General features: G+C 59.7%; 21 protein-coding genes. 1 reads left to right on the forward strand and 20 read right to left on the reverse strand.

The features are described 5' to 3' along the window. Positions 1–24: 24 nt before the first annotated feature. The 8 genes from IT585_10595 to IT585_10630 all read right to left on the reverse strand — a co-directional run bounded on the left by IT585_10595 (position 25) and on the right by IT585_10630 (position 7208). Positions 25–771: a hypothetical protein gene (locus IT585_10595; GenBank protein MCC6963687.1), complete on the reverse strand. Its 747-nt coding sequence runs from the start codon at positions 769–771 to the stop codon at positions 25–27. A gap of 61 nt (positions 772–832) precedes the next feature. Further along, on the reverse strand, positions 833–1744 hold the full coding sequence (locus IT585_10600) for a hypothetical protein (protein ID MCC6963688.1): 912 nt from the start codon (positions 1742–1744) through the stop codon (positions 833–835). Position 1745: 1 nt separating this feature from the next. Further along, positions 1746–2420: a hypothetical protein gene (locus IT585_10605; GenBank protein ID MCC6963689.1), complete on the reverse strand. Its 675-nt coding sequence runs from the start codon at positions 2418–2420 to the stop codon at positions 1746–1748. Positions 2421–2427: 7 nt separating this feature from the next. Beyond that, complete coding sequence (locus IT585_10610) at positions 2428–3672, reverse strand: hypothetical protein (protein MCC6963690.1); 1245 nt, start codon at positions 3670–3672, stop codon at positions 2428–2430. 6 nt (positions 3673–3678) lie between these two features. Next, the gene (locus IT585_10615) at positions 3679–4314 is read right to left on the reverse strand and encodes a hypothetical protein (protein ID MCC6963691.1); all 636 of its coding nucleotides are present in this window, start codon (positions 4312–4314) and stop codon (positions 3679–3681) included. 2 nt (positions 4315–4316) lie between these two features. Beyond that, complete coding sequence (locus IT585_10620) at positions 4317–5312, reverse strand: hypothetical protein (protein MCC6963692.1); 996 nt, start codon at positions 5310–5312, stop codon at positions 4317–4319. 3 nt (positions 5313–5315) lie between these two features. Further along, the gene (locus tag IT585_10625; protein ID MCC6963693.1) at positions 5316–5987 is read right to left on the reverse strand and encodes a hypothetical protein; all 672 of its coding nucleotides are present in this window, start codon (positions 5985–5987) and stop codon (positions 5316–5318) included. Positions 5988–5999: 12 nt separating this feature from the next. After that, on the reverse strand, positions 6000–7208 hold the full coding sequence (locus IT585_10630) for a fibronectin type III domain-containing protein (GenBank protein ID MCC6963694.1): 1209 nt from the start codon (positions 7206–7208) through the stop codon (positions 6000–6002). A 725-nt stretch (positions 7209–7933) separates the two neighbouring features. On the opposite strand from IT585_10630, the gene IT585_10635 reads away from it, so the two are divergent. Then, positions 7934–8251: an HNH endonuclease gene (locus tag IT585_10635; protein ID MCC6963695.1), complete on the forward strand. Its 318-nt coding sequence runs from the start codon at positions 7934–7936 to the stop codon at positions 8249–8251. Between the two features lie 133 nt (positions 8252–8384). Here IT585_10635 and mdh read toward each other — a convergent pair whose 3' ends face one another. The 12 genes from mdh to IT585_10695 form a co-directional block, all read right to left on the reverse strand. Next, positions 8385–9311, reverse strand: coding sequence for a malate dehydrogenase (gene mdh, locus IT585_10640; GenBank protein MCC6963696.1), 927 nt, complete (start codon positions 9309–9311; stop codon positions 8385–8387). A 29-nt stretch (positions 9312–9340) separates the two neighbouring features. Beyond that, a complete protein-coding gene (locus tag IT585_10645) occupies positions 9341–10579 on the reverse strand; it encodes a DUF2088 domain-containing protein (GenBank protein ID MCC6963697.1) in 1239 nt (412 codons plus the stop codon). 67 nt (positions 10580–10646) lie between these two features. After that, entirely contained in the window at positions 10647–11054 is a 408-nt protein-coding gene (gene ndk / locus IT585_10650) for a nucleoside-diphosphate kinase (protein ID MCC6963698.1), read from the reverse strand. A gap of 2 nt (positions 11055–11056) precedes the next feature. Then, positions 11057–11659, reverse strand: a complete 603-nt coding sequence (locus tag IT585_10655) for a 2-oxoacid:acceptor oxidoreductase family protein (GenBank protein ID MCC6963699.1) — start codon at positions 11657–11659, stop codon at positions 11057–11059. A 2-nt stretch (positions 11660–11661) separates the two neighbouring features. Next, positions 11662–12489: a 2-oxoacid:ferredoxin oxidoreductase subunit beta gene (locus tag IT585_10660; GenBank protein ID MCC6963700.1), complete on the reverse strand. Its 828-nt coding sequence runs from the start codon at positions 12487–12489 to the stop codon at positions 11662–11664. A gap of 1 nt (position 12490) precedes the next feature. Next, entirely contained in the window at positions 12491–13627 is a 1137-nt protein-coding gene (locus IT585_10665) for a 2-oxoacid:acceptor oxidoreductase subunit alpha (GenBank protein ID MCC6963701.1), read from the reverse strand. Positions 13628–13639: 12 nt separating this feature from the next. Next, entirely contained in the window at positions 13640–13888 is a 249-nt protein-coding gene (locus IT585_10670) for a 4Fe-4S binding protein (protein MCC6963702.1), read from the reverse strand. A 34-nt stretch (positions 13889–13922) separates the two neighbouring features. Further along, entirely contained in the window at positions 13923–14996 is a 1074-nt protein-coding gene (gene sucD, locus IT585_10675) for a succinate--CoA ligase subunit alpha (GenBank protein MCC6963703.1), read from the reverse strand. Between the two features lie 14 nt (positions 14997–15010). Continuing rightward, positions 15011–16147, reverse strand: coding sequence for an ADP-forming succinate--CoA ligase subunit beta (sucC, locus tag IT585_10680; GenBank protein MCC6963704.1), 1137 nt, complete (start codon positions 16145–16147; stop codon positions 15011–15013). An 11-nt stretch (positions 16148–16158) separates the two neighbouring features. Beyond that, complete coding sequence (locus IT585_10685; protein MCC6963705.1) at positions 16159–17562, reverse strand: HD domain-containing protein; 1404 nt, start codon at positions 17560–17562, stop codon at positions 16159–16161. After that, positions 17534–18478 (reverse strand): carbamate kinase, encoded by a 945-nt coding sequence (gene arcC, locus IT585_10690; protein MCC6963706.1) that lies wholly within the window; start codon positions 18476–18478, stop codon positions 17534–17536. The genes IT585_10685 and arcC overlap by 29 nt, the downstream gene beginning before the upstream one ends. A gap of 3 nt (positions 18479–18481) precedes the next feature. After that, positions 18482–19822 (reverse strand): GTPase, encoded by a 1341-nt coding sequence (locus IT585_10695; protein ID MCC6963707.1) that lies wholly within the window; start codon positions 19820–19822, stop codon positions 18482–18484. Positions 19823–19957 lie beyond the last annotated feature (135 nt).

The raw sequence follows: 19957 nt of genomic DNA on the forward strand, positions 1-19957 counted from the left end.
CATATCACAAAAAGGAATGATTTGTCACAATATATTCAACCAGTCGTGGAAGAGGAAGGTAATTCTGCCGACGAGCAGCGAGATACGGCCCATGACGGTGTAGCCGAACGATGCGCCGAAGGTAACCATGAGTACCCAGATGCCGATCCGGGAGGCGACACCGAAGGCGCCCTTGTGTTCTTTGGAGAAGAAGAAATAAATCAGACCGCAGATAACGCCGACGAAAATGACCAGATTGGTCGCGATCATAGCCAATTGTCCTTCGGCGGAAAGTGAGAGCGTGCTGAAGAAGGGGCCGATTCCCTGCCAGTCGGGCAGGATGGAGATAAAGGTGTTGTTCATCTGCTGGATGAAATCGGACTGCAGGTAACGCGGCAGATTCAGGCCGGCGGTGGTGCCGATGATGAAGGCCAGCGGCCAGCGCGAGATCCAGCTCAACTTCGGGACGAGACGCATCAGCAAGATGATGCCGAGCGCAACGGGAATCAAGTAATGCCAGGAGAAGCCTTTGTATGGAACCTGGAAATACTCGGCGAAACTCGGCAACGTGCGCGGAATGAAGTTACCGACGATGGTGCTCCAGAATCCCTGGCACATCCAGTAGGCGGCGGAGATGCCGACGAAGAGGTGTTCGGCGAAACGATAAAACGGATTATCGCCATAGAGGAACGAGTAGATCGACAAAGTCAGGAACGCCGCCAGGGTCAGCAGGAAGGCATCGCGAACGGCGTGGTCTTCGGCAGCAGCAAGGCCGGATTGCGACTTGAGCAGCCAGCTAATGATGAACAGCACGGCGGCACCGGCCATGATAATGCGCACCCACCTGGTGGAGTTAGCCATTCGTCACCTTCTTTCGCCGCGAGCGGAAGTAGGAAACGTTGCCGATGATGATAAACGCGACAATGACGACGTGGGCCATCGTCTGCGGTCCCATCATCTGGAGCGCGGGTGTGTCGATATTGGCAAACTGCGGGTAGCGCTTGATCAGTTCGGATTCATACTCGGCCGCGCCCTTGGTTCCTCCCAGCAGACCCACCAGCTGCCTCGGGTAGTAAGGATAGAGCAGTGGCGTGGAGACCGCAGCGGCGCCGCCGGCGGTGGGGATACCACCGCGGTCGCCGGCGAACAGCACCCATTCTTTGACGCCGGGTTTGCCGCCGCCGATCGAGATCAGCAGATCCATATCCTTGAGCGATTTGACATCGGCCATCATCGGGAGCGAATCGAGCGGAGTGCCGTTGACATCCCCGGGGTACATTTTGCGAATATCGGTGATCACGACGTTAAGGACGCCCTCGTTGCCGGCCTTGTAGCCCATGTTGCAGTAGTCGATGCCGTAGCGGGCATCGGGAAACTCTTTCTTGAGGATGTCCTGCACGGTGACTTCGAGGAGTGATTGCCCGGTCGCCCAAAGAGAGAAGAAATAGATTTTGTGTTTCTTGGCGAGGGCGTGGCGGACGAAAGCGTTGGCCATGGGGTGGACTTCCGGCGCCATCGCGGGGTCGAAGTCGTAGGAGATGACGATCTTGGAGCCGGCGGGAAGTTGTTCGATCTTGTCGAACGCGGCTTTGACGATCGGCGTTGCCGACTCACCGAACTTCAACTGGAACAAGACAGCCAGGCAAACGGTGATGCCGATGAAGGTGAAGACGACGCGACGGTCAACGTCCTTCCCTTGCAGGGAGCGGATCAGGATCCAGAGGAGGCCGCCGCCGATGACGATCGCTGAAATCACAAAACCCATATCAGTTGTCCGATCCCAGGTAGCTGCGTTCGATGCCCAACAGGAGGCGCAGCGACATCGAGACGACGCCGAGCGCAATGCCGATCATGATGGCGCGTTGACCAGCGAGGTTGGGCGAATTCATAATCCAGATGGCGAGGTTCGGGATCTGCGCGATCGAGAAGGAGTCGGGCACCCAGGCGGTCAGGATGGTGCCGAGCGGCGTGCGACCGAGCAGGATGACGAAGGCGGCGATCAGCAAGATGGTAGCCTCGGTGTTCTTGGCACGAAAGGCGCGGTATGACGCCGAGGCCACGAAGAACGCCAGCAGCGAGTACATGGTCGACTGGAGCGGCGACATGACGTACTTGAAGAGGAGTTGGAACCAGGAACCGGTGGCGTCGAGCGGCGCGCCGATGCCGCCGGTGTTGCCGATTTTGAAGAGGCCGACGTAGAGCATCGCCAGGAAGCCGACCAAGGTGACGACGGAGTAGCCCCAGTTGGCCGACTTGCGGGAGACCTTGGTGAAGTGGACGCGCAGGAGATTGCCGCCGCCGAGGAAGAAGGCGAAGACCGCGATGATGTCGAAGAAGAGCGAGGCCTCTTCGCCCCAGCTCTCCATCGGCGGGATGAAGACGGAGAACATCAGCACCCAGCCGACGACGACGATGATGAGCAGCGGAATCTGACGTTTCATAAGCGCATCAGCTGATCGAGAACATTCGATGCAGCAGTTCCTCAAGTGACTTCATAAATCCGATATCCCAGGCCTGTCCGATCGTGGCGGCAACAACGCCGACGAAGATCGCAGCGAGGGCGATCGCCTTGCCGACATCCTGCCCTTTCAATGAGCCGAGCTGCTTGGGTTCCTCGGAGAGATAGGCCGAGGCCGCGAAGAGTTCCTCACCGATCAAGGTGTAATCGCAAGCGGCGACGAAGAAGGGCAGCTGCGCGGGCATGGCAGTACCGGCGATCTGGATCGCCTCGATCGAGTTGCCGGTCTCGGCGAGAATCAGCGACTCGGCGAAGAAGGCGCCGAGATAGAAACAGGTGGCCGGTTTTTGGCGCACCATGATGCCGTTGACGGCGGCGACATAGCCGAACTGCTCGTCGGTGGTGTAGTGGACCATGTCGTCGGAGTAGGCGTCGGGACGACCGGCGGTGGAATAGGCTTCCTTGATGATTTCGCGGCCGGCGGTCATGACCAGCGAGGCGCGGCACGGCATGTTGATCTGGGAATCATACTGCGCGATGGTGCGGGCGACGCGGCCAAGGATAGTCAAGCCGGCGAGGGTCTGGACGTCATCCATGTCCTGCGTGCCGGCGACGAAGAGCACGGGACGGCCCATCTCGGTGGCACGGCCGACGGCCTCGTCGATAGCCTCCAGGCCGGCGATGCGGCGCAGGAAGAGCTTCTTGCCGCGTTTGGCGGTTTCAATAAAGAGGATCACCGCGCCGCAGACGATCAGGCCGATGACGACGACGGAGATTTTCGACCAGTTGAACCATTGCACGGTCGGCCAGGCGGGCGGCGACTCGACGGAAGGATAGGCGACGCCGTTGACGATGGCGGCGACGCGATAGACAAACTCCGTTTCACCGACGGCGTTGTCGTCCGTCAATTCGCGCGCGCCGAAGGGAGCCGTGCCGATGACCGAAATCGAATCGGAGCGGACTTCGTGCCGCGTGACCTGAAAGCCTTCGAAACCGGGCAGGTTTTCGTAACCGGGGTCGGTCCAGGTGATGCGCAGTTGGCCGCCGTGGTCGTCGGGGACGTCAGCGACGGTGATTTCAAGCGGCGGCAGATTGAGTTGCGGTGGTGCCGTGGAGGAGTCAGCCGGCGGTAATTGCTGCGCGGCGAGGGCCGAGGCGACTAACAACAAGCCGGCAAAGAAGATGACGACGGTGCGAACACGATACAGGCTTGAGAAAGTCTGCCGCACCAGCATGGATGTTTAGCGGATGAGCCTGAGCCAGTCGGTGAGCAGGAAATCGACGCGGCCGATGAGCAGGGACATACGGCTCATGACGGTGTAGCCGAAGGAGGCGCCGAAGGTGATCATGAGAATCCAGGTGCCGAGTTTGGCGGCGGCGCCGAAGGCACCGCGATGTTCCTTCGAGAAGAAGAAATAGATCAGCGCGGCGAAGGTGCCGGCGGCGACGACGATCGCACCGAAGATCGCGCCAAAGCCGGAGATGCCGACCAGGTTGTTGACGGTGGCGTGGACCTGGGCGAGGGCGTCGGTGACGAGATAAACCATCAGCTTGAGGCCGGCGGTGGCGCCGACGATGAAGGCGATGGGCCAGCGGGAGATCCAGCCGACCTTGTTGAAAAGCCGCAAGAGCATGAGAACGCCGAGGATGACGCCGACGAAGAGCCAGTAGTTGCCTTCGTGGAAGATGCCGATGAAGGCTTTGCGGTAGAGGTTATCCCAGAAATAGGTGATGAACCAATAGCCGGCGGAGATGCCGACGAACACCGCCTCGGCGATCTTGTAGAGAATATTGTCTTTGTAGAGGAAGGACAGGATGCCGAGGGTGAGCAGCGCGCCGATCCAGATGCCGAGGATTTCCATCGTCGTGTGTTCCATGCTTACCTCGTCTTCTTCTCCTTGCCGAGGAAGAGTGCGACGTTGCCGATGATGATGAAGGCGATGACGACGGCATGCGAGAACAACTGGGAGAGCAGGGCCACGGTGGCGCGGCCATATTCGTTGGTGGCCATTTCGAATTCGGCGGCGCCGGTCATGCCGCCGGCGAGGCCGGTAAGTTGTCCGGCGTTGAGATAGGGATACATTTCGGGCGCCTGAACGGCGGTATTGCCGGCGCCGACTTTGACGCGGAAGCGGTCGACGGCGATCTGCACCCATTCCTTGGTGCCGGGATAACCGGAGGACCAGTTCACGACGAAGTCGACATTAGAGAAATTCTCGACGCCGCGCAGCAAGGGGATTTCGTCATAGGGTGTGTTGTAGATATCGCGCGGGAACATCGACCGGAAACTGGTGCCCATACTCTGGATGACGAACTCGTTGCCGGACTGGAAGCCGAGGTTGACATAGTCGGTGCCATACCTGAGGTTCTTGGCGGCAACTTCGGGCTCCGCCATGGCGCGGGTAATTGAGAGATTCGCCTGTTGCGGACCCTGCGGCCAGAGGCCGATGATGATCAGTTTGAGGTCGCGTTTGAAGGCGAATGCCATGAACGCGTCGGCCATCGGCTGGAGTTCCGGCGCCGAGGGCGGGTCGTAGTCGAAAGCGACGAGGACCTTGGAGCCGGGCGGAAGCGCATTAACGCCGTTAAACAGCCCTTGCACTTCCGGCGAGACTTTGGTCTTGAGGGTGATGCTCATGAAATACGGGAGCACCAGCGCGACGCCGACGAAGAGGAAGACCCAGCGGCGTTCGACGAAGATGCCTTTGATGGTCAGAATCAGCACGGCGATCATTGCCAGCGCCAACAGGCCGATGACGATATAGGAGACGACCGGCGAAAAGGCGAGTGGATCGGGCTCCGCCATGAAGGTACGGACCAGGGCGACCAGGCAGATCAGAAACATAACGATGGCAAACCCGTATTTCTTCAACATCGACTATCCTTCCAGATGCGACCTTTCAATGCCGAGGATGATGCGCAGCGAGGTTGAGACGATTCCCAGCGCCACGCCGATCTTGATCGCGCGCTGACCCGCGGTATGGGGAAAGTTCATGATCCAACTGGCCCAATCGGAGGCGCGCCAACCCTCGGGCAGGTAGCTGGTCAGGATATCGCCGAGCGGCACACGGCCGAGCATGACCAAAAAGCCCGCCAGGAGCAGCAAGGTAGCCGCGGTGTTGCGCGCGCGGAAGGCGCGATAAGACGCGGAAGCCACGAAGAAGGCGAGAATGGCGAACATGGTCGAGGACAGCGGCGTGTAGATATATGTATAAAGCCAGTCGAAATTCGTGCCGGGATCGCGGAACGAAGTCTGCGGGTTGTTGCTCAAGCCGGCGTAGCCGTCGTAGAAGCCGACGGCGACGATGACGAGGAAGCAGATGACAATGACCCACGAGAGCTGCCAATCGTGCTGTTTGCGCGAGATGCGGATGAAGGAGAGCTTCATCAGGTTAAGAGCGCCGAGCCAGATGGCGAAGGAGGCGACGATGGAGAACCATTCATTGTAGAAGGTCTCCAGTTCGCCAAAGGGAGCGTGCGGGATGAAATAGGAAAGAATAAAGACAATACCGACGACGAGCGTGATGATTATGGGGACTTCGCGTTTCATTCCTTTTTCGGTCTATCCTACTTCGAGAATTTTCAAGAATCCGGTCCAGCCGATGAGGACAGCGACAATACCCACCAGTATGGCCAACAAGAAGGCCGCCTTGGCGAAGTCCTGCCCCTTGAGGGAGCCGAGCAATTTCGGTTCCCGCGAGAGGTAGGCGCTGGCGGCGAACAATTCTTCACCAATCAGAGTATAGTCGCAGGAGGCGACAAAGAACGGCAACTGGGAGGGTTGGCCAGTGCCGGCGATCTGGATGGCGCCGGCGGCGTTGCCGGTTTCGGCCAGGATCAGCGACTCGGCAAAGAAGCAACCCATATAGAACATCGTGGCCGGTTTGTCGCGTACGACCATGCCGTCAATGGCGGCGGCATAGCCGAACTGGTCGTCGGTAACGTAATGGACCATGTCATCATGGAAAGCATCGGGACGACCGGCCTTCTGATAGGCCTCACGCACTGCCTCCCGCGCGACCACCATGACGAGCGATTTGCTGACCGGCACATCGAGCTTGGTATCATTTTCCGCAGTGATACGGGCAACGCGACCAAGGATCGTGACGCCGGCGATCGTCTGGACGTCATCCATATCCTGAATGCCCGGGATGTACATGACCTTGCGGCCCATTTCGGTAGCGCGACCAATAGCTTCCTCGACGGCGTCGATGCCGGCGATTTTGCGGACGTAAAGCTCTTTGCCGGAGCGGGCGGCACGGATATACAGGAGGATGGCGCCGCAGATGACGAGCGTCCAGATGAAGATCCAGATGCGATTCATATTAAACCATTGCGCAACCGGCACGATCGGTCCAAAGACGGGCGACTCGGCCATCGTCGCCATGACACCGGCGGGCGCACGGACGGCGGCGACGCGATAGAAATAATCCACCGAGTCGCTGAGGTCGCCGTTGATGAAGGTGTTCTGCCCTTTCGTGGTTTCGCCGACGACCTGGAACGGTCCACTTTGCGAAGACGAGCGCAGAACCTGGTACTTGGTGACAAGCGCCTGGTCATCGGGCGAGAGGTCCCAACGGATTTCAAGGCTGCGGCCGTTGTCGTTGGGAGTGTCGGTGACGATGACGTTGACGGGCGGCGCGGGTACTGGCTGTTGAATCGCCGCAGTGTCGGGAGCGACGGCAGCGGAGTCGGTTTGGGCGACTACGGGCAGGCTAAAGAAGAGAATGCCGGCGAGCAGACATCGAAAGAACACTATCAAGTCGCGCACTCTCCTCCTGACAGGAGCGACGGGTTCGGAGTCAGAGTTGAATCAAGTTACGCCCGAGATCAGGACGTTTGAAGACGCACTTTGTTCAACGAAAACGCCGTCGGAAAGGGTTAACAAATTTGAGGCAAGTTAGGCGCGAGGGGCACAAGTGTCAAGGTAAAAATGGAAGCGGGGACGGCCCAGGGACGCAAATGTCCATGTTGAGGTTATGGCGGAGGCGGGCTTGTCGAGGGGGGAGAGTCCGACTGAAGTCGGACCCACAGAGATCTGTGGAGTCAGGTGGGGGTCCAGCGCGAGTCTTGTCCGACTGAAGTCGGAACTACATAAGCATGTGGCGTCGGAATGTGGCGTCAGGATCGCAGGGATCCTGACCTACATAGATTTGTGGGGCACGAGCAAACATACCGCGAGCCCACGTTCGTCAGAAGGGTTCGGCGGACCCACCGCAAGCGGGGGGCACCGGGCGAGAGCGCTTCGCGGGAGGACCTGGCGCAACGGGTTGAGTCCGACTGAAGTCGGACCCACGGATGTTTGTGGCGGCAGGATCGCAGGGATCCTGACCTACGAAGTGACCTACGAACTGAGCCGCGGACCTCCAGGGGAGACGCGCAAATGGAGTTGAGGCAACGGATATGATTGCCTTTCAACGACAGGTGCGGTATATTGAAAAAAGATTAAAGACAGTCGGAATACACCGACCATAGCTATCAAGAGGAGGCAGACTCATGGCTCGAGGCGAGCGGTTCTCGCGCGGAACGAAGTTGATGGCGTTGTCGCGTCAGGGATGGAAGTGTGCCTTATGCGGGACGCAGATTTCTCTGCTCGGCAAAGGCGGCCGAGTAACTCATAAGTTCGGAGAGGGCTCACAGGCGCATCACGTTCGCCATGTAAAACTCGGCGGGTCCAACATGGTCGAAAACTGTGTCGTGATTTGCGACTCCTGCCACTACTCGGTGCACGAAGGCGGCAACTATCGGTGGGGCAAAGTAATTGGAGGTCGAAGCGATTTCCCTTTCTATCGGCGTAGCCGAAGGAAGCGGTGACGTTTTCAGATTCCACGCAGCACAGGTCAGGATGAGGTCGCACCAACGAGCTTGGTGAGCAGACCTCCCCATTGTACTGCAGGCTCTGTCGGGAGACAGAGCCTGCTGTGTGAATGGGTTTCTTAGAATCGAATCAGTAGCCGAGGTCCTTGAGGTGCTCCTTGTAGGTCGCGGCAGATTTCTGCAGCGCGGCCAATTCGGCAGCCTCAAGTTTTAGTTCGTAGATCTTTTCAACGCCGCCACTGCCGAGCACGACCGGCACGCCGATGTAGATGTCCTTGATGCCGTACTGTCCGGTCAGGTGGGCCGAGCACGGGAACACCTTCTTGGTGTCGTTGAGGACGGCCTTGACCATTTCGACCGATGCCGCCGCGGGGGCGTAGTACGCCGAGCCGGTCTTGAGCAGCTTGACGATTTCGGCGCCGCCATCGATGGTGCGCTTGCTGAGAGCTTCGATGCGATCGGCGGCCATCAGTTCGGTGATCGGGACGCCGGCGACGGTGGTGTAGCGCGGCAGCGGCACCATGGTGTCGCCGTGGCCGCCGAGAACCATGGCCTCGGTTTCGGTCTGAGCGACGTTAAGTTCCATACCGACAAAGGTGCGGAAGCGAATCGAGTCGAGAATTCCGGCCTGACCAAAGACGCGGTTGGGCGGGAAGCCAGTGACCTTAAAGGCGTGGAACGTCATGAGGTCGAGCGGATTGGCGACCATGATGATCACAGCCTGATCGGCGTACTGCTTGACGGATTTGGCGACGTTGCCGACGATTTCGGCATTGGCCTTAAGCAGGTCCTCCCGCGACATGCCGGGTTTGCGCGCCAGACCGGCGGTGTGGACGACGATATCCGAGCCTTTGAGCAGCGAGAAATCGTTGGTACCGGTGATATTGACGTCGTAGCCACGGACGGGGCCGGCCTGCATGAGGTCGAGCGCCTTGCCCTGCGGCAGTCCTTCGACGACATCGAAGAGCATGATGTCGCAGACGTTATCTTCGGCCAGATATTGCGCGACGGCGGCGCCGACGTTGCCCGCTCCAATGACTGATACTTTCTTACGCATGAACTCCTCCCGTGCGGTCGGGTCGTTCTTCATGCCGCCCGGCGGTATAAGACCTGCGAGGCGGCGTCAAGCACGACGGCGATCCGACAATGTTTCCCATATTTGTTAATCAACTCAGTTATTGTCCTATGGACATCGCTGCGCGCCGCGATTGGCAGCGCCCGCAGCAGCCCCGGTTCCAGACCTGAGCATAGCACAAGATCGACGCGTTTGGCAAGCCGGATTGTGCGCCGGACTTTGTGAATTCCCATCAAGGCCCGCTCGCCGGTAGCGGCCGGGGGCGTCTCGTCGCCCGCGATCTGCTCGGCGAGTTTGAGGAAGCGGTCGTCGCCGACGCCGTCGGGACAACCGGAGAGTAGCAGGATGGCGCCGCCGTCGCGGACCGCGGTGGCGACATTCTCGTAGGATTTCTGCAACTGGTAGAGATTGCGATCAAGGGGCGGATAGACGACAGAGATTACGACGTCGTACGGGTCTGAGACTCCGTGAGCGAAGTTCTCGGTCACGAAGGCGCAAGCGTGATCGTAGGATTGATCGGCGTCGCCGGCAGCGGCGAAGAAGATGTGCCCATGGTGATCGCAGACAACCTGAATTGAGGCGCGCGGAACGTGATCGAGCACATGGGTGCGGTGATGAATGTCTTCCCAGACTGGATTTCCCTGGCGACGCAGGGGACGACTCTCGACCGAGACGGCGGCGGCGTGGTTTTGCTCGATATCGGCAAAGGAAGCACAGCCGGGCAGGATAATCTTGCGACCGCCGGTAAAGCCGGCGAAGTAATGCGGTTCGACCGAGCCGATAGTGAGGATGGCATCGCACTCGCGCAGGCGGTGATTCAGGCGGCAGCAGGCATCGCCGGTCTGGAAATCGACGAGAGTCTCAGCGGCGCAGGCATTGTGGGATTCGACGCCGTCGGCGATCGAAGGCCAGAAGCTGCCAAAGATCTGACGCAACTCGGCGGGGGTCGCGGCCGGATGCAAGCCGGTCGAGATCAGGAAGCGTGTCCGCCGGGGACGGAGGGCGTCCTGGAGGGCCGCCAGGATTCGCGCGGTGGGTGTGGGGCGGAACGCGTCGTTGACCACAACGAGCAATTCCTGTGCGCGCTCGAGGAAGTCGTCGAGGTCATCGGGAACCGGGCCGCGGTTGAGCCAGTGATTGGCCGGAAGCTCCTTCAGGCGGCGGCCGGGCAGATCGAAGAGATCGACGGCGGTGCCATCGGGGATGGTTATATCGATATTGTGCCCGTTATACCACGCGGTCAGATTCATAGCGGCTTGGCAGATATGTCGCAATCCCTGCGGCGGCAAGGCCGCAGGGATTGCGCCGACGCAGCGTTCAGACTTTCCCGAAATGGAAGTGGATTTCGATTTCAGCGTTCTCCGGGCTGTCGGAGCCGTGCACCGAGTTCTTGCCGACGTCGATCGCGAAGTTTTGCCGGATCGTGCCGCAGGCAGCTTTCGCGGGATCGGTGGCGCCGATCAATTCGCGGAAGGCCGCGACGGCGTTGTCGCGTTCGAGGGCAGCGGCGACGATCGGCGACGAGCACATGAAGGCGACGAGTTCGTCGAGGAACGGTTTACCTTCATGGACTTTGTAAAACTCGCGGGCGCGCTCGGGCGTCAGGTGCACCATTTTCAAGGCGATGATTTTGAAGCCGGAGGCCTCGACGCGTTCGAGGATTTTGCCCGCGAGGCGGCGTTCGACGGCATCCGGTTTGATCATCATCAAAGTACGTTGTTTCACGCTTATAAACCCTTCTTCGCTTCTTTTCCAACTTTGAGGCCGAGTTCGAGGGCGGCCAGGTTTTTCTCTTCGGTACCGCGCGGGGCGCGTTTCTTGACAATCTGGGTCAGCGACTCGACACTGACGATACCGGTGACGGCGCAGATGGCACCGAGGGAGATGACGTTGGCGACCATCGGCACGCCGATTTCGTGGCGCGCAAGCTGGCTAAACGGAATCCCGATCGTGCGCGCAAACGGGGTCTGCGAGACCAGATGGTTGTCGACGATCATGACGCCGTTGTCTTTGATGTAGTTGTGGTAGAGGTCGCACGATTCCTGAGTCATCGCCAGCAGGAGGTCCAGCGCCATCGGTTTGGGGTAGTAGATTTCCCCGGCGGAGATGACGAGATCGGTGCGGGAGGCGCCGCCGCGGGCTTCCGGCCCGTAGCTTTGCGTCTGCACGACGTTCTTGCCGTCGAGCGTGGAGACGGCTTCGGCCAGAATCACTCCGGCGAGGACCAGCCCCTGACCGCCGGAACCGGAGAGGCGGATTTCGTAGCGATCGAGGTTCAGAGTCGGTTCGGCCTGTTCGCGCGGGGCTTTGGCTTTCGATTTGGTCGGCATGGCTATTTCCCTTTCAGGCTGTCGATGAGTTCCTGGTAACGATCGCAGTATTCCGGTTTTTCCAGGTCCAGAAAGACTCCGGTCAGCATCTTGCCTTCAAGTTTCTCCGGCGGCAATTTGGCCGCAGCCTTGAGGGGAATAACATTCTTCTTCATGTCCTCGATCATCTTGACCGCGTCGCCGGCACGGTTGAGACGGCCGTAGTAGGTGTGGCAATTGGAGAAAGCTTCGACGACCGAGAAGCCGCGCTTGGCGATGGCCTGCTCGATGAGTTCGTCGAGCTGGTTGACATGGTAGACGGTGCCGCGAGCGACGTAGGTTGCGCCGGCGCCCATGGCCAGCTTGGGGATATCGAAGTTGTTCTCTTTGTTGCCATAGGGCGAGGTCGTGGCATAGGAATCGGCGGGCGTGGTCGGCGAGAATTGGCCGCCGGTCATGCCGTAGATCATGTTGTTGATGACGATCGTGGTGATGTCGATGTTGCGGCGGGCCGAATGAATGAAGTGATTGCCACCAATAGCGAGGGCGTCGCCGTCGCCGGTAATAACGATCACCTTCATGTGCGGTTTGGCCAATTTGACACCGGTCGCAAAGGCGAGGGCGCGGCCGTGCGTGGTGTGCAGCGTATTGAAATCGAGATAGGCAGGCATGCGCGACGAGCAGCCGATGCCCGACACCAGGCAGACATCATCACGATTCAACTGCAGTGTATCGATCGCGCGGACGAGGCAGCCCATGACGATGCCGATGCCGCAGCCGGGGCACCAGACGTTGGGGAAGGCCTTTTTCGGCCGCAAGTATTGATGAACGACATCAGATTTCTGTAACATCTTACCTCACCTCCTTGATCTTTTCAAGGATCTGGTCGGGAGTAATCAATTCGGAGTCGAACCGCGCCAGGCTGACGACCTTAACGTGCTTGGGAGCGACGCGCTCGATTTCGGTCACGTACTGACCCTGGTTGAGTTCCGCAACGATGATCACCTCGAGGCTCTTGGAGCCAAAGATCTCGTGGTACTTCTTCTCATTGGTGGGCCAGATGGTAATCGGCCGCACCTGCCCGACTTTCATGCGCCGATGGCGCGCCATCATTACCGCTTGCTTGGCAGCACGAGCGACGCTACCGTAGGCAACGACGGCGACGTGGGCATCGGCCATGCCGTCGGTTTCAATTTCGCAGATTTCGTCAACATAGCGCATGATCTTGTTGTGCAGCTTGTTCAGCTTATCGAAAGTGCGCTTGGGATCGGAGATCGGAAATCCCTCTTCGTTGTGCGTCAGGCCCGTGACGTGGAAGCGGTAGCCTTCTCCGAAAGCAGCCATGGGCGACTTGAAGCTCGGGGTGATCTCAAATGGTTTATACCAGTTGGCCGGGACGGTCGGTTTGACGCGGTCGATGATTTTGATCGCGCCCGGGTCCGGCATGACGACCTTCTCGCGCATGTGCCCGAGGACTTCATCGAGCAGCAAAATCACCGGCGTGCGGTAGTCCTCAGCCAGGTTCATGGCGCGAACGGTGAGGCGGATGGTCTCCTCGACCGACTGCGGCGCAACGGCAATCGCAACGTAGTCGCCATGGGTGCCCCAGCGGGCCTGCATCGTGTCGGCCTGCGAGACCTTGGTGGGCAGACCGGTGGAGGGGCCGCCGCGCTGGACGTTGACGACGACGCAGGGCACCTCGGCGATGTACGCATAGCCGAGATTTTCCTGCATGAGGGAGAATCCCGGGCCCGAGGTGGCCGTCATGGTTTTGGCGCCGGCGCAGGAGGCGCCGATGATCGCGGCCATGGAGGCGATTTCGTCCTCCATTTGGATAAATTTCCCGCCGACTTTGGGCAACCGGCGCGCGAGTCCTTCGGCGACTTCGGTTGACGGCGTGATCGGGTAGCCGGCGAAAAAGGTCAGCCCTCCGATCAAAGCGCCTTCGACGACGGCTTCGTTGCCTTGCAGCAATCTAACTTCAGCCATTGTATCCTTCTCCTACTTCACATTCGATACAATCGCCAGATCGGGACAATGCAGCCAGCAAATGGCGCACTGGGTGCATTTGTCCGGATAGGTGATGATCGGTTTGCCGTCGCGGTCGGTGGTAAATACCTGGTGCGGACAGAAGCTGATGCAAATGCCGCAGGCCTTGCACCAGTGCATGTAAATGGTAAGCGGCATCCGACCGTCCGGGGATGTCGATTCGGTCGCGGTGGGACCGGTGCCGCCGCTCATGTCAGCCATGGCTTACTACTCCTAACCTTGCTTACGGGGCAAGTTATCTCTTCTTCGTCTTGGCCTTGTTGTTCTTACTTTTCGCCGCTTTGGCCAATTTGACTTTCGGCGCGGCCGCTTTGACTTTCTTGACGGCGGCCTTTTTGGCGGCGGATTTCCTGGCCGGTTTGGCCGTCTTCTTCGCCGCGGATGTCGGCGCCGCTTTCTTGGCGGCGGGTTTAGCGGCGGCTTTCGGCTTGGCCGACAACCCAGCCAGTTTCTTCTCGATCAGTTCGGCCACCTGTGATGGGGTCTTGGCGACCGGCACACCGACCGCCTGGAAGGCGGCGATCTTCTCCACCGCGGTGCCCTTGCCACCGGAGATGATGGCGCCGGCATGGCCCATGCGTTTGTCGGCGGGAGCGGTGAGGCCGGCGATGAAAGCGACGACCGGCTTGGTCACGTACTTCTTGATGAACTTGGCGGCTTCCTCTTCGTCGGTGCCGCCGATTTCGCCGACGAGCACAATCGCCTGCGTTTGCGGATCGGCCTGGAACGCGGCGAGGCAGTCGATGAAGTTGGTGCCGATGATCGGGTCACCACCGATGCCGATGCAACTGGACTGGCCGATTTTACGCATGGTCAGGTTGTAGACGATTTCGTAGGTGAGGGTGCCGGAGCGCGAGACGAGACCGACGTTGCCCTTGCGGTGGATGTGACCCGGCATGATGCCGACCTTGGTGACGCCGGGAGTGATGATACCGGGGCAGTTCGGGCCGATCAGGCGGGTACCTTTGGTCTTCAGGTAGTTGTAGGCCTTGAGCATATCGACGGCGGGGACGCCTTCGGAGATGCACACGATCACTTCGATGCCGGCGTCGGCGGCCTCGTAGATGGCGTCGACGGCGAACTGCGCCGGGACGTAGATCACGGAGGTGTTGGCGCCGGTCTTGGCGACGGCTTCGGCAACCGTATTGAAGATCGGGATGCCTTCGAAGCCGGTGCCGCCCTTGCCGGGGGTAACGCCGGCGACGACGTTGGAGCCGTATTCTTTCATCTGTCGCGCATGGAATGAGCCGTCGCGGCCGGTGATTCCCTGAACGATGATCTTGCTGCGTTTATCGACAAAAATTCCCATGGTCTGGTCCTTCCTTAGGCGACGTGCGCCAGTTCGATGGCTTTTTGGACGACGCCGTCCATTGTATCCGCGGAGATCATCTTCGAGTCCGCGAGGATTTTGCGGGCGATATCTTCGTTGGTGCCGGTGAGACGCACCACGATCGGCACGCGCGGCTTGAATTCAGAGACGGCTTTGACGATGCCGTTGGCGACGTCGTCGCAGCGGGTGATGCCGCCGAAGATGTTGAAAAGGATCGCCTTGACGTTGGGGTCGCGAAGGATGATGCGCATCGCGGTCACGACCTTGTCGGGGTTGGAGGAACCGCCGATATCGAGGAAGTTGGCCGGTTCGCCGCCGTAGTGCTTGACGAGATCCATGGTCGCCATGGCGAGGCCGGCGCCATTGACGACGCAGCCGATATTGCCGCTGAGGCCGACGAAGGAAAGCCCCATTTCGCGGGCTTCGTTTTCGGAAGCTTCATTGGGGGCGACATCGCGGAGACCTTCGAAGTCCTTGTGACGATACAGGGCGTTGTCATCGAGGTTGATCTTGGCATCGAGCGCAACAACTTCCCCGGCGGGTGTGGTCACCAGCGGATTGATTTCGGCGAGGGTGCAGTCGCTCTGGATAAAACAGTCATACAGCTTCATGATGATTCGCGCGGCCTGGTTGGCGGTGTGGAAATCGGAATAGAGTTTGAAGGCCAATTCGCGCGCCTGGAAGTACTGGATGCCGAGCAGCGGATCGACGTGCAGTTTGTGGATTTTTTCGGGGGTCTTGGCGGCGACCTCTTCGATGTCGATGCCGCCTTCCGCGGAGACCATGATGACGGCCTTCTTGGCGGCGCGATCGACGATAATGCCGCAGTAGGCTTCATGGGCGATATCGCTGGCTTCGGTGACGAGCACTTTGCGCACGGTGAGGCCTTTGATGTTCATGCCGAGGATGGCCTGAGCGTTGGCGAAGGCCTCGTCGGCATCCTTGCTGAACTTAATACCGCCGGCTTTGCCGCGGCCGCCGACGTGCACCTGTGACTTGACCATAACCGGCCGCCCGTATTCCTGGGCGATCGCGCGCGCCTCTTCGGGCGTCGTGGCGACCCGTCCCTTGGGAACCGGGATGCCGAATTTCGCAAAGATTTCTTTGGCTTGATATTCGTGTATTTTCATCTAAGACTCCTTCAGCCGTTGTCCGACTGAGATGCGTAATAGCGTTTTGCTTCTATCAGTAAAGTCTGGTAGTCGTTGTGTTCGGGGTAGTCGAGAACGTACTCGAGCAGGTGGTTGAGAATCTTCCCCACCGCGGGCCCGGGTTGCAGGTTGAATTCGCGCATGATGTCGTTGCCGTCAAGAGCCAGATCGGCGAGACCGAAGGGCGGCTTTTTGTCGAGTTCGGCGCGGATGCGGCGTTCGAGTTCGTCGACGTCGTCGTTGGTTTGCCCCATGCCCTGACCGATGGTATCGGCGCGGCGCAGTTCCAGCAGCGGGAAGATCAAATCGAGACCAGCCTTGCGAATCAGCCGCCGCAGGCCTTTGTCGGTGACGTCGGTGGTGAACATATGGCGTTCCACGAGGCGACAGACGCTGTCGATGAGATCGTTGGAGTAGCGCAGGCGTTCGAGGATGCTGTGCGCGAGGCGCGTGCCGAGAGCGTCATGGCCGTAGAAGCTTGAGCCGCTGTCGGTCAGGCGTTTGGTAGCGGGTTTGCCGAGGTCGTGCAAGAGCGCGGCCATGCGGAGTTGCAGGTCGAGCGGCGCGGCATCGACTACCGCGAGAGTGTGTTCGAAGACCGGCCACTTGTGATAGGGACCGGGCTGGGTAACGCCGACGGCGGCCTCCAATTCAGGCAGGATCAGTTTAAGTAATCCCGATTTTTGCATGAGCAGAAAGCCGATGGAGGGTTTGCGCGCCTTGAGCAGCAGCTTGTTGAGCTCTTCGGCGATGCGCTCAGGGGTGATCGTCGTGATCAGGTGCGCTTGGTCGCACATGGATTGAAAGGTTTCCGGCTCGATGGCAAATTCGAAACGCGCGGCGAACTGGACGGCGCGCAGCATGCGCAGCGGGTCCTCCTTGAAGGACTCGGGCGAGGTGTGGCGGATCAGTTTGCGCTGGAGGTCGCCGCGACCGTCCAGGGGATCGACGAATTTCCCGGTGGTGACTTCGCGCGCGATGGCGTTGATGGTGAAATCGCGGCGCACGAGATCAGCTTCGACGGGCAGCGCGTGATCGAATTCGACGGCGAAGTCGCGATGACCGACGCCGGTCGAATATTCGCGACGCGGCAGGGCGAAGTCGAAGGGCGCGGAAGTGTGCGGCGGCGAATCGTGAGGCAGGAATTTGATGACGCCAAAGGACTTCCCCACTACGTCGACGCGGCCGTGATTTTTGAGGAGGCGGCAGAGTTGCTCGTAGGGGATACCGGTGACCAGATAGTCGAAGTCCTTGGAGGGAGGTTGACCGGTGAGGAGAGCATCGCGCACAGTGCCGCCGACTTCGAAGAGACTTCCCTGCTGGGTAAGATCTGCGATCAAGGCTTCCGGCAATCCGATCGCCATGTTAACCGCGCTCAATAACAGTTCCGGCATTTCCGAACACCGCCTCCGCAGCCTTTTCGATCGAGCTAATGACGACTGTGGCACCGCCACGTTTGAGGAAGTCGATCGCCGCTTCGATCTTGGGACCCATGCTCCCCGAGGGAAAGTGCCCTTCTTTCAGGTATTGTTCAGCCTCGGCAAGCGTGATCCGGTCGAGCAGGCGCTGATTCGGTTTGCCGAAGTTCAGGGCAACCTTGTCGGTGCCGGTGAGGATGATCAGCATCTCGGCGCCGATTTCATGGGCGAGCAAAGCGGAAGCGCGGTCCTTGTCGATGACGACGTCAACGCCTTCGAGCGTACCGTCGGCCTCGTAGTAGACCGGGATACCGCCGCCGCCGGCCGCGATCACGATGACGCCGGCGTCGACGAGTTGCTTGATAATGCGGCCTTCGATGATCGACCGGGGAATCGGCGAGGGGACGACCCGGCGCCAGCCGCGATTGGAGTCTTCCTTCATCGCCCAACCGCGCTCGGTCTGGAAGAGCACCGCCTCTTGCTCAGAGTAGAACTGGCCGATGTACTTGGTCGGATTCTGCATTTCCGGATCGTTGCGGTCGACCTCGATCTGCGTGATGATCGTCACAACCTCGCGGCGGAGATTGTCACGATGGAGACGGTTGTAGAGACTCTGGCCGATCATGTAACCCATGCCGCCTTCGGTATCGGCGACGCAGATACCGAGGGGCAGGATCGGCGCTTTACCGCGCGCGAGTTCGACCCGCAGGATGGCGTTGCCGACCTGCGGGCCGTTGCCGTGAGTAATGACAAGATTATAGCCGCGCCGGATCAGTTCAATAACACCGTGCAAAGAATTGCGGGTGTTGGCGAACTGATTGGCGATCGTATCTTCGACTTCTTTGCGCGTGATGGCATTGCCACCCAGCGCAACAACGGCGCTCTTGCTCATCGCTTACTTCTTGCGCCCCTTCTTCATTTTGGAGACGAAGTCGCTAAGGATGTCGTAGAGCGTCGGGGAGCCGATTTCCTGCAGGTCGTAGCCGACGCGGGTCGACGGCTGTTTGATCTTGCAGACGCGGCGCAAATCGATTGGCGTGCCGATAATGACGCCGTCGCACTTGGTGGCGGCGATGGTGGCTTCCAGGTCTTTGACCTGCTTGCCGCCGTAGCCCATCGCCGGAAGCACGGTGCCGATATTGGGATACTTCTCAAACGTTTCGAGCAGCGTGCCTTTCAAGTATGGCCGCGGATCGACGATTTCGGCGGCGCCGAATTTATGGGCGGCGACGGTGCCGGCGCCGAACTGCATTTCGCCGTGCGTGGCGGTGGGGCCGTCTTCGATGACGAGGACGCGCTTGCCGCGAATGACGGAGGCGTCTTCCACGGAGATCGGCGAGGCGGCATCGACGATGATGGCTTCCGGGTTGTACTGGCGGATATTGCCGCGGACGTATTCGATATATTCGCCGTCGGCGGTGTCGATCTTGTTGATGACGACGACATCGGCCCAGCGCAGGTTGCTTTCGCCGGGATGGTACTGGATTTCGTGGCCGGGCCGATGCGGGTCGGCGACGGTGATCCAGAGGTTGGGCTGATAGAACGGCATATCGTTATTGCCGCCGTCCCAGACGACGACGTCAGCTTCCTTCTCGGCCTGGCGCAGGATCATTTCGTAATCGACGCCGGCATAGATGACCTGGCCGCGGGCGATATGCGGCTCGTATTCTTCCATTTCCTCGATCGTGCAGTTGTGGAGTTCGAGGTCTTTGAGCGAAGCGAAGCGCTGGCAGGCCTGTTTGGCCAAATCGCCGTAAGGCATGGGATGGCGCACAGCGACGACTTTCATGCCGAGTTCCTTGAGGTCTTCGCAGACCTTGCGGGTGGTCTGGCTCTTGCCGGCGCCGGTGCGCACGGCGGCGATGGCGACGACCGGTTTGGAGGACTTGAGCATGGTGGCCTTACCGCCGAGCATGCTGAAATTCGCGCCGGCCGCGAGCACCATTGAGGCTTTGTGCATAACGTATTCGTGCGAGACGTCGGAATAGGAGAAGATGACCTCGTCGATGTCCTTCTCGGAGATCAAATCCAGCAGATCGACTTCGGAATAGATCGGGATGCCCTTCGGGTAGAGTTTACCCGCGAGCGAAGCCGGGTACTTGCGGTCGTCGATATCGGGGATCTGCGTCGCGGTGAAGCAGACGACCTCGACCGAGGGGTCGTTGCGATAGTAGGTGTTGAAGTTGTGAAAATCACGCCCGGCCGCCCCCATGATCAGAATCCGTTTTCTCGCCATAAAATCTATCTCCTGCAAATTACGCGTTCTTCATCGTTACAGTGATTTTTAGAAAGACCTATCGTGGCGGGCGATTCACACGGCGGACGCCAGCCAGATGATGAAGAGGAAATACGACATCACCCGTTGGCGCGG

This window comes from Candidatus Zixiibacteriota bacterium, assembly GCA_020853795.1.
Classification (GTDB): Bacteria; Zixibacteria; MSB-5A5; order CAIYYT01; family CAIYYT01; genus JADJGC01.